The sequence below is a fragment of the Bradyrhizobium sp. McL0615 genome, from assembly GCF_049993905.1.
Classification (GTDB): Bacteria; Pseudomonadota; Alphaproteobacteria; order Rhizobiales; family Xanthobacteraceae; genus Bradyrhizobium.
Genome location: NZ_CP188254.1, coordinates 2,509,208 through 2,522,588, shown reverse-complemented (window position 1 = coordinate 2,522,588; position 13,381 = coordinate 2,509,208). Strand labels below are relative to the sequence as shown.

Here is a 13,381-nt window from a genome sequence, read left to right as displayed (position 1 = left end):
TCGCCGGTCCGAGCGTTGCGGAAACCGCGGTAGCCCGCGGCTGCACCCGAGGGACAAAAGCCCAGAGGAGGAGATGTCGAGATCTTGTTCGCGCCAGATGGCACGGAGGTCTCATGTCGCTCGTCTCACTCTCCCTTGTTGTCCTCGCCGCCTTCATCCACGCCACCTGGAATCTGCTCTCCAAGCGCGCCGCTGACGCCGGCCCGACCTTCGTCTTCGCCTACAATCTGTTCGCCTGCCTCGTCTATCTGCCGTGGATGATCTGGCTGCTGGTTTACGGTGACCTGCACTGGAACCTGCCGGTCGCCGGCTGTCTCGTGCTCAGCGCCTGCATTCATCTGGCCTACAGCCTCTGCCTGCAGCGCGGCTATCAGGTCGCCGACCTCTCGGTGGTCTATCCGATCGCGCGCGGCACCGGGCCGTTGCTGTCGTCGATCGGCGCGTTCATCCTGCTGCGCGAGACGCCGACCACGCAGGGCATTTTTGGGCTGCTCGCCGTCGTCGCCGGGATCGGCTTGATCACCACGCAGGGCGATCTCTCCGCGTTCCGCCGGCCGCGCGGCCTCGATGGCGTGCGCTGGGGCACCGCGACGGGATCGCTGATCGCGGGCTACACGGTCGTCGACGGATACGGCGTCAAGCTGCTCGGCATCCACCCGGTCGTGCTCGACTGGGTCACCAATTTGCTGCGCTTCTTCATCATGCTGCCGATCGTGCTGTCGAACTTGCCCAGCGCGCGGGAGAAGATGAAGGGCTACTGGTGGCTTGCCTTCGGGGTCGGCGCACTGTCGCCGTTGTCCTACATCCTCGTGCTGTCAGCGATCGAGATGGGCGCCCCGCTCAGCCTGGTCGCACCCGCGCGCGAAATGTCGATGATGGTGGGCGCCATGTTCGGCATGCTGATCCTCGGCGAGCGGGTCACGGCATGGCGGGTGGTCGGGTGCGCGATCCTGATCGGGGGCGTGGTGTTGCTGGGATCGGCGAAGGCCTGACCGGACAAGACCAACTAAAAGGCATGGCTGGTCCCCGTCGATCAGCGTGCCTGTCCCGCATGGAACGACGGCGCGCGCTGACGTCACTCCGAGCCGAGATGGGTCCGCAGGCTCGCGCGATAGGCGGCGTATCGATAATACGGCCGGTAGGCGCGACCACGATAAAGCGCGGTCGGCTGTCCGCATACCAGGCGCCGTGATAGAAATTATCCGCATGCCCCTCAGTGCAGCGGAACCAAGTGTAGCGCGCCGGCGGCGGGCCGATGCCGATTTCTTCTGGCGTGACGAGGTAACGCTCACCGGCCTGCGCCGGCAGGGAGAAAAGTGCCGCAGTTGCGACCAATGTGGCTCCCAGAACTGACGCGTAACACATGCGTGCACCCGTCGCTTCTGCCGATCCATTGGAGGATACCGGCAAACGCGCGGCCGGGAAAGCTGGCTCCAAACTTGCCGCCGCCGGGAGCGCGGGTATATTGGACCGATGGCTGTCAGCTCGCCCGACCTGAAAGCATTTTTGCTAGCCACGCCTTTCTTCGGCGGCCTCTCGGACGCAAGCCTCGATCTCCTGGTCTCGATGCTGGCCGAGCGCAGCTTCGATGCCGGCGCCACCATCGTCGCGGAAGGCGAACCGGGGCGCTCGATGTTCATTGTTCACTCGGGCCACCTCGTGGTGAGCAAGCTCGGCGAGTTCGGGCGCTCCATCCGGATGTCGGATCTCGATCCCGGCGATTTCTTCGGCGAAATGACGCTGATCGAGATGCAGAACCGGTCAGCCACCGTCGTCGCGGAGACCGAAACCGTCCTGCACGAGCTCACCGCCCGAAACCTCTACGCGTACTACAAGGCCGACATCCACGGCTATGTGATCGTGATGCAGAATATCAACCGCGAACTTTGCCGGCGGCTCCGCCGCGCCGACCGCCGCATTTCTGAATTGAGCTTTCGCGCCAGTGAATGATGCAGATGCGGCCCGTAGCATGGCCGCCGACGCTCTGAATTGACTTCCGCTTTCAGCGTCACCGCGGGACCGTCTGGTCCCTTTGGAGACATTACCTATCCGGCACCCCGGCCAGTCGCATGCCCCCCGAGATGCGCCTTTCGGCAGCGACGAATATGGGGTTGTCGCTCAATGGGTCGGCAAGAAAACGATGGCAAGTGAAATGGGGATCGAGCGCAAGCCCGTCGTTTACCGCAGCCCGTGCCTCAGCGACACGACCAAACAACGCCAAGGCAGCGGCGAGATGGGTCGCCCCGCGATGTAGCTCGCGAAGGTCGGTGTCGAATGCGTACTCCTCGAAGAAATAACGCAACTGACGATCCCTCAGGCCGCCTTCGATCCTCGGGCTCGAGCGCTTCGGACGCAAAGAATAAGCCGCCGGTAAGGAAAATGTAAGCCGGATGTCAAGCGCGCGGGCGCATCGTGCGGCAAGTTCATCTGGTGAAAGTCGAAACAGGACGGACCGCGATGAGCACGATCCATGAGGTCATTAAGTTGCAGCACCCCGCAACTAAAAGCCGGCAGGTCTATAGTCCTCTCGAGGCATATTGGAAAACATTTCAGGAGTGGCGCAAGCGCCGGAAGCTGCAAACCGAATTGTGCCGCCTGACGGACAGCGAGCTTATGGACATTGGCATTACGCGCGGTGAGATCGACTACGTGACATCGAACCACCCGATATCACGAGATCCCCTCCGTTGGATGTCTGACATCGGCCCCTGAAGATGACCGCCATTGCACTTTTCGGAAGGGACGCACGAGGTCAACGAAGTTGCTCCCCGGGTAAAGCGGACATCGCAAATGCGCGCGTCCAGGTACGAAAATGACCCAATACGGACTCTAATGCTCGTCCGGCCGTGTGCGCGCGATCATCTCGGCTGCACCCTTGTCCAGCAGCTCCAGGCCGATCGCACGACCGAGTTCGCGCGGCCGGTCGGCCACACCACTCCGCGACACCTCGATGAAGCGGTCGCCGGCTTCATCGAGCACGGCGGCCGTCAGCGTCATCTCGCGGCCCGCCAGCGTGGCGTGGCCGGCGATCGGCGAGTTGCAGTGGCCGTTCAGCACCCACAGCACCTCGCGCTCGGCCTCGGCGCAAAGCCGCGACTGCGCATCCTCGATCTTCGCCAGCCGCCCGCGCGTCAGCCAGTCGTTCTCGACGCATTCGACCGCGACGATCCCCTGCCCCACCGCCGGCAGCATCTCGCGAACCGAAAAGTCATGGACGATACGTGAAGCCATTCCGATCCGCTCCAGCCCTGACCGCGCCATGACAAGCGCGTCCGCTGGCCCCACCTCGCCGCCGTCGGGCAGCCGCTGCTTGTCGCCGCGATCGAGTTTTGCGACGCGCGTGTCGGCGGCGCCGCGGAAATGGATCACGGTGGCCTCGGGAAACAGCCGGCGCAGATACGCCGCGCGGCGCACCGCGTTGGTGCCGATCTTGAAACCGTTGCCCTTCGAGGCGCGAAACGCATCGAGCGAAAGGCCGGGCCGCAGCACCAGCGCGTCGTTGGCGGCGTCGCGCGGCAGGGTCGCCGCGATGATCAGGCTTGGCGTCTCCTCGTTGCCGGGAACGTCCTTCAGCGAATGCATCGCCGCCTGCAGTTGGCCGCCGCGCATCGCTTCGCGGATCTCGGCGACGAAGGCGCCGCCCTTGCCGCCATGGCGCAGCAGCTTGCTGGTCTGGTCCTGGTCGCCGCGGGTTTCGAACTTGACGATCTCGACATCGAGCGCGGGATCGGCCGCGCGCAGCAGCCGCGCGATCCCGTCCGTCTGCGCCAGCGCCATCACGCTCTTGCGCGTGCCGATCTTCAAGGTTTGTCCCGACACACTGTCTCCGTTCGAAGCGGTCCACCGCCGCTGCCTGGCGGTTAGGGGATAGAGCAAGCGGCCAGTCAGAACAACGACTTTAGCTTTGGGCCAGCATGGTGCCGACCAATGCCGGAAGAGGACCATTCAAAGCACGGCCCAGACAGGCAGCTATTCCCAAAACGCGGATTGTGCAACGCAACAGAACCGGTAAAATGCCTGCTACAAGGGGATTTCTAGTTGTCCAATACCAGCGCCGATGCCGTGGCCGCTTCAGGCCACCGCCCGATGGGTTTTCCTGAATTCGTGATCGTGATTGCGTCGATTATGGCGCTCAATCCGCTTGCGATGGACATGATGCTGCCGGCGCTGCCGAACATCGCCGCCGCCTTCCACATCACCTCCGCCAACCGGCCGCAGATGGTGCTGTCGGTCTTTCTGGTAGGCTTTGGCCTCGGCCAGTTCGTGATGGGTCCGCTGTCCGACCGGTTCGGGCGGCGGCCGATCCTGATTGGCGGCATGGTGGTGTATTGCATCGCAAGTCTGCTTGCGATCGCCGCGCCCTCGTTCGAGACGCTGCTGCTGGCCCGCGCGCTGCAGGGTGTCTGCACCTCGGCGACGCGCGTGATCGCCACTTCGATCGTGCGTGACTGCTATGCCGGACGGCGCATGGCAAGCGTGATATCGCTGGCGATGATGATCTTCATTGCGGTGCCGATCGTGGCGCCCGCGTTCGGCCAGGCCGTGCTGCTGCTGGCGCAGTGGCGCGGCATCTTCGTAGTATTGATGCTGTACGGCGTGGTGACGCTGATCTGGAGCGCGCTGCGCATGCCGGAGACGCTGGCGCCGGCCAATCGAAGGTCGCTCGCCGCCGGTCAGGTGCTGGATGCGTTCCGCCAGACCGTGACCAACCGCCAGACGCTGGGCTACGCGCTGGTGGCCGGCGGCGTGCTGGGCTCGCTGTTCGCCTACATCTTCATCGCGCAGCAGGTGTTCACCGACATCTACCAACTCGGTTACTATTTCCCGCTCGCGTTTGCCGGCGTCGCCGTCGGCACCGCCATCGCCGGCTTCGTCAATTCCCGCCTCGTCGGCCGCCTCGGCATGCGCGTGATCTCCCACGCCGCACTGATCGGCTACGTGGTCATCGCCGCGATCATGCTGGCGGCGGCGAAACTGCAGATGGTGCCGCTGCCCCTGTTCATGGTGCTCTCGGTATTGTTGATGTTTGCCTTCGGGCTGATGATCTCGAACTTTACCGCGCTCGCGATGGAGCCGCAGGGCCATATCGCCGGCACTGCCGCCTCGCTGTACGGCTCGATCACCACGTTGCTCGGGATCAGCGTCGGCGCCACCATCGGCCAGGATTTTGACGGCACGCTGGTGCCGTTCGCAACCGGCTTCCTGCTCTGCACGCTGGCTGCGCTTGCGGTCGTGCTGGTGGTGGAGAAAGGCCGGCTGTTCCAGCCGCATGGCATGAAGCTGTGACGGGCATGGCAGTTGCCTGCGCGAGCGCTGGCGTCGATTGGCGAAGCTGGTAACAATTGCTCAGAAGCCTTCAGCATCGGGAACCGGAAGATGAATAATCGCAGTAACATCTGGCGTGGCGTCGACACCATCAAGCCGCGCTTCGTTGCCTTGGCCGACCGGGTCTGGGCGATGCCCGAGGTCTGCTACACCGAAGCGCGTTCGTCCGCCGAACATCTGGCCGAGCTGCGCCATCAGGGTTTTCGCGTCACCGAACAGGTCGCCGGCATTCCCACCGCCCTGATGGGCGAATGGGGCGACGGCGGACCCGTGATCGCGTTCCTTGGCGAATATGACGCCCTGCCCGGTCTCAGCCAGGAAGCCGGCGTGGCCGAACCTCGCCCGCTGGAGACCGGCGGTCATGGCCATGGTTGCGGCCACAATCTGCTCGGCTCCGCTGCGCTGCTCGCGGCCACGGCCGTAAAGGACTGGCTTGCCGAACACAAGATGCCCGGCCGCGTGCGCTATTACGGCTGCCCCGCGGAAGAAGGCGGCGCGGCGAAAGCCTTTATGGTGCGCGATGGCGCCTTCGAAGACGCCGACATCGCGATCACCTGGCACCCGTCGAGCTTCTGGGAAGTGGTGGTGACGCCGTCGCTCGCCAACACGCGCGCCGATTTCATCTTCACCGGGCGCACCTCGCATGCCGCGGCCTCGCCGCATCTCGGCCGCAGCGCGCTCGATGCGGTCGAGCTGATGAATGTCGGCGTCAACTACATGCGCGAGCACATGCCGAGCGACGCCCGCGTCCATTATGCCCTGCTGGACACCGGCGGCATCGCCCCCAACGTGGTGCAGGCCCACGCCCGCGTGCGCTATTCGATCCGCGACCGCGACCTGCCCGGCATGAACGAACTGGTGGAACGCGTCCACAAGATCGCGCAGGGCGCGGCGCTGATGACCGAAACCAAAGTGGAGATGAAGATCATTTCCGCCGTCTCCAACATATTGCCGAACACCCCGCTCGAGCAGGCGCTCCATGGCATCATGGAAGAGCTCGGTCCCCCGCATTTCGACGAGACCGACAAGGATTTCGCCGCAAAAATCCGCTCCACGCTGACGGACAAGGATATCACGAGCGTCTATTACTCGATCGGCATGGATCCGACCGACCGGCCGCTGGCCGATTTCATCGTGCCCTTGGATGCCAAGCGTAATCCGCAGGTCGGCTCAACCGACGTCGGCGATGTGAGCTGGGTCGTCCCCACCGTTCAGGTCCATGCCCCGACGGTTGCGATCGGTACCCCGTTCCACACCTGGCAGGTGGTGGCGCAGGGCAAGAGCCCGCACGCCCACAAGGCCATGGTGCAGGCCGCCAAGGCGATGGCGGGGCTCGGCGTCCGGGCGCTGACGGAACCGGACCTGATCGCCGCCGCCAAGGCCGACCTGAACAAGCGCACCACCCGCACGCCCTATGTCAGTCCGCTGCCGGACAGCGTCGCCCCACCACTGGACATGTCGCGGATCTGACTTGACCTGACTTTGGCTTGACCGGTCTGGCGAAATTTTTTGCAGTGCGGAGCGCTATTCCGCGCGCTTTTGGCGCGCCTGGGCCGCCGGATTGCCAAAGCAATGTGCGCCGCAGCGCGTTTCTGCCCAAGCTAAAATCATTGGCCACTTCCATTCTGCCGATTGTCGACAGCCAGCCGTTGACCTCCGGGGTATTTGGTGTGCCATCTTGTCGGTGAAAACATCCCACGCTGCCGCCCGGCGGCGCACGACAACAACATCAGAACCAGACGGGGACGACGATGCTGGACCACGAACTGCGAACCATGATCGACGAGGTAAAGGACGGGCGCATGGACCGCCGCGGCTTCGTTCAGCGGATGCTTGCCTTCGGCCTCACCGCGCCCATGGCCACGCAGATTCTGGCCATCGGCGGCGTCGCCCTGGCCGAGGGCCCGTCCGCCTACAAGCCGACCAAGCGCGGCGGCGGCGGCGCGCTGAAGCTGCTGTGGTGGCAGGGACCGACCCTGCTCAATCCGCATTTCGCCACCGGCACCAAGGACCAGGACGGCTCGCGCCTGTTTTATGAGCCGCTCGCCTGCTGGGATCCCGACGGCAACATGAAGCTGGTTCTCGCGGCCGAAATTCCCTCGCTGCAGAATGGCGGGCTCGCCGCCGACGGCATGTCGGTAACCTGGAAGCTGAAGCCCGGCGTGAAGTGGCACGACGGCAAACCCTTCACCGCCGATGACGTGGTGTTCAACTGGGAATACGCCCGCGATCCCGCCACCGCCACCGTGACCATCGGCGTTTACCGCGACATATCAGTCGAGAAGGTCGACGACCTCACGGTCAAGATCCTGTTCAAGAAGCCGACGCCGTTCTGGGCCGATGCCTTTGTCGGCGCCCCCAACGCCATCCTCCCCAAGCACCTGTTCGCGGAATACAAGGGCGCCAAGTCCCGCGAGGCGCCGAATAACCTCTCCCCGGTCGGCACCGGTCCCTACAAATTCCTCGAGTTCAGGCCGGGCGATCTGATCCGCGGCGAAATCAATCCTGACTACCACATGCCGAACCGCCCCCACTTCGACACGATCGAGATGAAGGGCGGTGGCGATGCCGTCTCGGCCGCGCGCGCCGTGATCCAGAGCGGCGAGTATGATTTCGGCTGGAACATCCAGGTGGAGGACGACGTCCTGCTGCGCCTCGAAAAAGGCGGCAAGGGCAAGACCGTCTATGCGGTCGGCGGCGACACGGAATTCATCGCGCTGAACTTCACCGATCCCAATACCGAGGTCGACGGCGAGCGCTCCTCGATCAAAACCAAGCATCCGCTGTTCTCCGATCCGGCGGTGCGCAAGGCGCTTTCGCTGCTGGTCGATCGCGAGGCCATCAAGAAAGTCATCTACGGCCGGGCCGGACGCGTCACGCCCAATTTCCTCAACGGCCCCGAGCAGTTCGTCTCGAAGAACACGAGCTGGGAATTCAGCATCGAGAAGGCAGCCAAGCTGCTGGAGGATGCCGGATGGAAAGCGGGCGCGGACGGCATCCGCGAAAAGGACGGCAAGAAGCTGAAGCTCCTGTACCAGACCGCGATCAACGGCCCGCGCCAGAAGACCCAGGCCATCGTCAAGCAGGCCTGCCAGAAGGCTGGCATCGATGTAGAGCTGAAGTCGGTCGTCGCCTCGGTGTTCTTCTCCTCCGACGTCGCCAATCCCGACACCTACGCCAAGTTCTACGCCGACCTCGAGATGTTCCAGATCCCGATGAGCCAGCCGGATCCGGCCCAGCACATGCGCCGCTATCATTCGCGCTTTGTGGCGACCAAGGAAAACAAGTGGCAGGGCACGAATTTCCCGCGCTGGGTCAACAAGGATTACGACGAGGCAATCGATGCGGCCGAGAATGAAACCGACCCGGTCAAGCGCGCCGCGCTTTATATCAAGTGCAACGACCTGATGTGGCAGGACACCGTGTTCATCCCCGCGATGCATCGCCTGAAAGTGGAAGCGGCCGCCAATACGCTGCGCCCGGTGGTCAGCGGCTGGGCCAACGAAACCGACAATCTGTTCGACTGGTACCGGGAGGCGACGGGATAGTCATCGAAGGGATTGTTCCCTCATGAGTCAGTATGTCCTGCGTCGCCTCCTGATCGCCATTCCGAGCCTGCTCGGGATTTCGCTCGTTCTGTTCACCGTGCTCGCGCTTGCGCCCGGTGACCCGTTCAGCGAATTGGCGACCAACCCGAACGTCCCGCCGGAAGTAGCGGCGGCGCTTCGGACCAAGTTCGGTCTCGACGATCCGATCTACCTCCGCTACCTGCACTGGATCACCGCCATGCTGCAGGGCGACTGGGGCTTTTCCTTCGTCAGCCGGATGAACGTCGACACGCTGATCCTGCAGCGCCTGCCGGCCACGCTCTATGTGATCGGCTCGGCGCAGCTCCTCGCGCTTGCCATCGCGATACCGGTCGGGGTCTATGCCGCGACCAAGCCCTACTCGATCTTCGACCAGATCGCCAACACGCTCGCCTTCATCGGCTTTTCGCTGCCGACCTTCTTCACTGGCCTCTTATTCATCCTGCTTTTTTCGATCACGCTGGACTGGCTGCCTTTCGTCTACACCACCGACATCAAGGCGACCGGCTTCCGCTGGGTGATCGAACAGGTTCGGCAGGCCATCATGCCGGTGATGGTGCTCGGGCTGTTTCAGGCGGCCTCCATGACCCGCTTCGTGCGCTCGGCCATGCTGGACGTGATCCGCCTCGACTACGTCACCACCGCCCGCGCCAAGGGCCTCGGCCAGGCCAGAGTGATCGTCAAGCACGCGATGCGCAACGCCCTGATTCCGGTCGTCACCCTGGTCGCACTGCAAATGCCGGCTGTTTTCGGCGGCGCCATCGTCACCGAGCAGATTTTTCGGATTCCGGGCATCGGCTCGCTGCTGATCTCATCCATCCTCTCCAACGACACGCCGGTCGTGATGGCCGTGACTTTCGTCTTCGCCTGTCTCGTCGTGCTCTTCAACCTGATCGCGGATGTCCTTTATGGCTGGCTTGACCCTCGCATCTCCCTCCGCTGAGCGGCGGCCGGCCTGGTCGCCCTGGCGCGAGACCTGGCGGCGCTATCGCCGCCACAAGCTTGCCGTGGTCAGCGCGGTCCTGCTGCTCGTCCTGATCGTGGCGGTCGTGTTCGGTCCCTTTGTCTGGCGCGTCAGCATTAACGACATCGATTTCAACGCCCGCCTTGAAGGCCCTTCGCTCGCCCATCCCTTCGGCACCGACGACCTCGGACAGGATATTCTCGCCCGCATGATCTACGGCGGACGGATCTCGCTCGCGGTTGGGCTGGCCGCGATGGCGGTCGCCGTCATCGTCGGCACGGTGATCGGCGCGCTCGCCGGCATGTCGCGCGGCGCGCTCGGACACGCGCTGATGTGGCTGACCGACCTGTTCCTCTCGCTGCCGCAACTGCCGCTGCTGCTGCTGCTCATCTATCTGTTCCGCGACGGGCTCAAGGCCGTGTTCGGACCCGAAGGCGGCATCTTCATCCTGATCGTGCTCGTGATCGGCGGCCTGCGCTGGATGCCGGTCGCCCGCCTGGTGCGCGCACAGTTCCTCTCGCTACGCGAAAAGGATTTTGTCGAAGCCGCCCGCGCGCTCGGCGCCAGCCCGCTGCGGCAGGTGGTGCGCCACATCCTGCCCAACGCGCTGGGACCGGTGATCATTGCCGGCACGATCGACGTCGCCGCCGCCATCATCGCGGAATCGACCCTGTCTTTTCTCGGCCTCGGCTTCCCGCCCGACGTGCCGACCTGGGGCCGGCTGCTGTACGACGCCAAGGACTTTCTCGACATCGCCGCCCACTGGGCGCTGTTTCCGGGCGGCGCCATCTTCGTCGCCGTCGTCGCCATCAACTTCATCGGCGACGGCATGCGCGACGCGCTCGATGCAAGGCGGGTGATCTGATGGCCCCCCTGCTCGAGATCAAGGGCCTGAAGACGCACTTCTCCACCGACGACGGCATGCTGCAGGCGGTCGACGGCGTCGACATCGCGATCAACAAGGGCGAGACGCTCTGCGTGGTCGGCGAATCCGGCTGCGGCAAGACCGTCACCGCCATGTCGATCCTGAAGCTGATCGCGATGCCGCCGGGCCGCATCGTCGAAGGGCAGATCCTGTTCGAGGGCCGCGATCTGGTACCGCTCACGAGCCACGAACTGGACGACATCAGGGCCAAGGATATCGGTTTCATTTTCCAGGAGCCGATGACTTCGCTCAACCCGGTGCTCACTGTCGGCGAACAGGTCGCCGAGGTGCTTCGCCGCCACGAGGGCCTCTCCAACAAGGACGCGCTCGCCCGCACGGTGGAGATGTTCAAGCTGGTGCAGATCCCCAATGCCGCCGGCCGTCTGCACGATTACCCGCACCAGTTCTCGGGCGGCATGCGCCAGCGCGTCATGATCGCCATGGCGCTGGCCTGCAAGCCAAAACTCGTCATTGCAGACGAGCCGACCACGGCGCTCGACGTCACCATCCAGGCGCAAATCCTCGATTTGCTGCAGGACATGAAGGACCGCTTCGGCATGGCGGTGATGCTGATCACCCATGCCATGGGCGTGGTGGCGGAGACCGCGCAGCGCGTCGTCGTCATGTATGCCGGCAAGGTGGTGGAAGAAGCCGATGTCGACAGCCTGTTCGAAAACCCGCGCCATCCGTACACGCAAGGGTTAATCCGCTCGATCCCGCGCATCGACCTCGACAGCGCGCACAAGACCCGGCTGGAGGCGATCGGCGGCACCGTGCCGATCCTGATCAACCCCGCGCCCGGCTGCCGCTTCGCGCCGCGCTGCCGCTTCGCCTTCGCGCTCTGCTCGGAAAAGGAACCGGTTCTGCGCGCCGTCGCACCTGGCCACCGCATGGCCTGTCACCTCGGAGAGACGCAAGGAGCGAGCGCATGAGCGAGCCCCTGCTCCGCGTCACCGGCCTGAAGAAGCATTTTGCCATCAAGGGCGGCTTGTTGTCGCGCGAGGTCGGACGCGTTCACGCGGTCGACGGCGTATCGTTTGCGGTCAATCGCGGCGAGACACTCGGGCTGGTCGGCGAGTCCGGTTGCGGCAAGTCGACCACGGCACGCTGCGTGCTGCGCCTTGTCGAACCCAGCGAAGGCGAGATCGTGTTTGACGGTCGCGACATGCGCAGTCTTTCCGGCGGTGACCTGCGCGCCATGCGCCGAAACATGCAGATTGTGTTCCAGGACCCGTTCGCGTCGCTCAATCCGCGCATGACCGTCGGCGCGATCCTTGGCGAAGCCTTCACCATCCACGAGCTCACCTCCTCGGCAAGCGAGCGTGATGAACGCGTGGCGAGCCTGCTCGTCAAGGTCGGGCTGAAGGCCGAGCACATGCGCCGCTACCCGCACGAATTTTCCGGCGGCCAGCGCCAGCGCATCGTGATCGCGCGCGCGCTCGCGGTCGAGCCGAAGTTCATCGTCTGCGACGAGCCGGTTTCCGCGCTCGACGTGTCGATCCAGGCGCAGGTGATCAACCTGTTGGAAGATTTGCAGGCCGAACTCAACCTGACCTATCTGTTCGTCGCCCACGATCTCTCCGTCGTGGAGCATATTTCCGACCGCGTGGCGGTGATGTATCTCGGGCGGATCGTCGAGCTCGCTGACGCGAGCGATCTCTATCGCCATCCGCAGCATCCCTATACCCAGGCGCTGCTCTCCGCCGTGCCGGTGCCGGACCCGAAGGTCAAGCGCAAACGAATCCGTTTGCAGGGGGACGTACCGAGCCCGATGAACCCGCCGCGCGGCTGTCATTTCCACACCCGCTGCCCGATCGCCGAGCCCGGCTGCCGGGAAAGCGCGCCCGAACTGAAGCAAGGCAGCGACGGGCATTTCGTAGCCTGCCATCTGGCGTGATGCGCCGCGTATTCCGGTCAGGCTATCTGCCGCGGCTTGCGCCGGCGGCGCTTTAAAATTCAAGCATCTAAAAATACGGCGGCCCCGCCCCAAGGCAGCGGTTGAACCGTTTTGCCGGGGCGGGGCCGAGGTCGGATCGTCGCGTTATCTCGGGTGAACGCCGTTTTTGCGAATGATGTCAGACAGCTGGGACAAAAGCTCCCGAAGCCGGGCGTTCTCTTCAATCAGTGAGTGAGCTTCGTCGGCCTGTTCGTCGCGACGAAGGGCGGGCTCGTCCCCGCGAAGGGCATTCTCAAGCAGTGAAAGAGCGTCGTCGGTCGGTTCCTCAACCCAAAATGAGGGTTCTGCGCGTCGGTCTCGCCTATTAAGCTGCGGATGGTCTACTCGCATGATGATACTCCAATTTTAAAATGCAGACGTGCCCCCAGTCGTCTTGTCGCGCGCGGAGAATGAGGTGAGTCGGCGGGCAATTTTGCGACTAAAATTGGAATCGCGCGGCAGCGACCCCGGCGCTAAAGCGGCGTGATTGCGGCGAATCTCGAAGCGCCCGCGGTCCGGGACTACATCCCGCGCGTGCGCTTTGTGGCGCTTTCGAGCAAAGCGTGCCGTCGGATTGCACACCCGCTCGCGTCAGGAAAACGCGTCAAAACAACAATCTAGAGCTAGGTCCCGCTTCAAGCAGA

General features: G+C 64.0%; 12 protein-coding genes. 10 read left to right on the top strand and 2 right to left on the bottom strand.

The annotated features are described in order from the left end of the window. Positions 1–113: 113 nt before the first annotated feature. On the top strand, positions 114–992 hold the full coding sequence (locus tag ACPPVP_RS12130; protein ID WP_426534412.1) for a DMT family transporter: 879 nt from the start codon (positions 114–116) through the stop codon (positions 990–992). Positions 993–1,473: 481 nt separating this feature from the next. After that, on the top strand, positions 1,474–1,950 hold the full coding sequence (locus tag ACPPVP_RS12125; protein ID WP_426534410.1) for a cyclic nucleotide-binding domain-containing protein: 477 nt from the start codon (positions 1,474–1,476) through the stop codon (positions 1,948–1,950). A 91-nt stretch (positions 1,951–2,041) separates the two neighbouring features. Here the strand turns inward: ACPPVP_RS12125 and ACPPVP_RS12120 are convergent, their stop codons facing one another. Then, complete coding sequence (locus ACPPVP_RS12120) at positions 2,042–2,302, bottom strand: hypothetical protein (protein WP_426534408.1); 261 nt, start codon at positions 2,300–2,302, stop codon at positions 2,042–2,044. Positions 2,303–2,457: 155 nt separating this feature from the next. Between ACPPVP_RS12120 and ACPPVP_RS12115 the strand changes: the two genes are divergently transcribed. Next, the gene (locus ACPPVP_RS12115; protein ID WP_426534406.1) at positions 2,458–2,712 is read left to right on the top strand and encodes a DUF1127 domain-containing protein; all 255 of its coding nucleotides are present in this window, start codon (positions 2,458–2,460) and stop codon (positions 2,710–2,712) included. A gap of 117 nt (positions 2,713–2,829) precedes the next feature. Here the strand turns inward: ACPPVP_RS12115 and hemC are convergent, their stop codons facing one another. Continuing rightward, a complete protein-coding gene (gene hemC / locus ACPPVP_RS12110) occupies positions 2,830–3,777 on the bottom strand; it encodes a hydroxymethylbilane synthase (RefSeq protein ID WP_426537812.1) in 948 nt (315 codons plus the stop codon). A gap of 309 nt (positions 3,778–4,086) precedes the next feature. Here hemC and ACPPVP_RS12105 point away from each other — a divergent pair, with 309 nt between their 5' ends. The 7 genes from ACPPVP_RS12105 (at position 4,087) to ACPPVP_RS12075 (ending at position 12,698) form a co-directional block, all read left to right on the top strand. After that, positions 4,087–5,286: a multidrug effflux MFS transporter gene (locus ACPPVP_RS12105; RefSeq protein ID WP_426537810.1), complete on the top strand. Its 1,200-nt coding sequence runs from the start codon at positions 4,087–4,089 to the stop codon at positions 5,284–5,286. A gap of 90 nt (positions 5,287–5,376) precedes the next feature. After that, a complete protein-coding gene (locus ACPPVP_RS12100; protein WP_426534404.1) occupies positions 5,377–6,795 on the top strand; it encodes a M20 family metallopeptidase in 1,419 nt (472 codons plus the stop codon). A gap of 281 nt (positions 6,796–7,076) precedes the next feature. Continuing rightward, the gene (locus ACPPVP_RS12095; protein WP_426534402.1) at positions 7,077–8,873 is read left to right on the top strand and encodes a peptide ABC transporter substrate-binding protein; all 1,797 of its coding nucleotides are present in this window, start codon (positions 7,077–7,079) and stop codon (positions 8,871–8,873) included. Positions 8,874–8,895: 22 nt separating this feature from the next. Then, positions 8,896–9,855, top strand: a complete 960-nt coding sequence (locus ACPPVP_RS12090; protein ID WP_426534400.1) for an ABC transporter permease — start codon at positions 8,896–8,898, stop codon at positions 9,853–9,855. Beyond that, on the top strand, positions 9,821–10,741 hold the full coding sequence (locus ACPPVP_RS12085; protein WP_426534398.1) for an ABC transporter permease: 921 nt from the start codon (positions 9,821–9,823) through the stop codon (positions 10,739–10,741). Before ACPPVP_RS12090 ends, ACPPVP_RS12085 begins: the two co-directional genes overlap by 35 nt. Beyond that, positions 10,741–11,733: an ABC transporter ATP-binding protein gene (locus ACPPVP_RS12080; protein ID WP_426534396.1), complete on the top strand. Its 993-nt coding sequence runs from the start codon at positions 10,741–10,743 to the stop codon at positions 11,731–11,733. Before ACPPVP_RS12085 ends, ACPPVP_RS12080 begins: the two co-directional genes overlap by 1 nt. Beyond that, positions 11,730–12,698 carry an ABC transporter ATP-binding protein gene (locus ACPPVP_RS12075; RefSeq protein ID WP_426534394.1) on the top strand — a complete coding sequence of 323 codons (969 nt, stop codon included), beginning with the start codon at positions 11,730–11,732 and terminating at the stop codon, positions 12,696–12,698. The genes ACPPVP_RS12080 and ACPPVP_RS12075 overlap by 4 nt, the downstream gene beginning before the upstream one ends. The last annotated feature ends 683 nt before the right edge of the window (positions 12,699–13,381 follow it).

Bases quoted from the DNA above. Each gene is read 5' to 3' on its own strand.
- ACPPVP_RS12075 (WP_426534394.1), top strand. From the start codon at position 11,730: ATGAGCGAGCCCCTGCTCCGCGTCACCGGCCTGAAGAAGCATTTTGCC.
- ACPPVP_RS12105 (WP_426537810.1), top strand. From the start codon at position 4,087: ATGGGTTTTCCTGAATTCGTGATCGTGATTGCGTCGATTATGGCGCTC.
- ACPPVP_RS12130 (WP_426534412.1), top strand. From the start codon at position 114: ATGTCGCTCGTCTCACTCTCCCTTGTTGTCCTCGCCGCCTTCATCCAC.
- hemC (WP_426537812.1), bottom strand. From the start codon at position 3,777: ATGGCGCTGGCGCAGACGGACGGGATCGCGCGGCTGCTGCGCGCGGCC.
- ACPPVP_RS12090 (WP_426534400.1), top strand. From the start codon at position 8,896: ATGAGTCAGTATGTCCTGCGTCGCCTCCTGATCGCCATTCCGAGCCTG.
- ACPPVP_RS12115 (WP_426534406.1), top strand. From the start codon at position 2,458: ATGAGCACGATCCATGAGGTCATTAAGTTGCAGCACCCCGCAACTAAA.
- ACPPVP_RS12095 (WP_426534402.1), top strand. From the start codon at position 7,077: ATGCTGGACCACGAACTGCGAACCATGATCGACGAGGTAAAGGACGGG.
- ACPPVP_RS12100 (WP_426534404.1), top strand. From the start codon at position 5,377: ATGAATAATCGCAGTAACATCTGGCGTGGCGTCGACACCATCAAGCCG.
- ACPPVP_RS12085 (WP_426534398.1), top strand. From the start codon at position 9,821: ATGGCTGGCTTGACCCTCGCATCTCCCTCCGCTGAGCGGCGGCCGGCC.
- ACPPVP_RS12125 (WP_426534410.1), top strand. From the start codon at position 1,474: ATGGCTGTCAGCTCGCCCGACCTGAAAGCATTTTTGCTAGCCACGCCT.
- ACPPVP_RS12080 (WP_426534396.1), top strand. From the start codon at position 10,741: ATGGCCCCCCTGCTCGAGATCAAGGGCCTGAAGACGCACTTCTCCACC.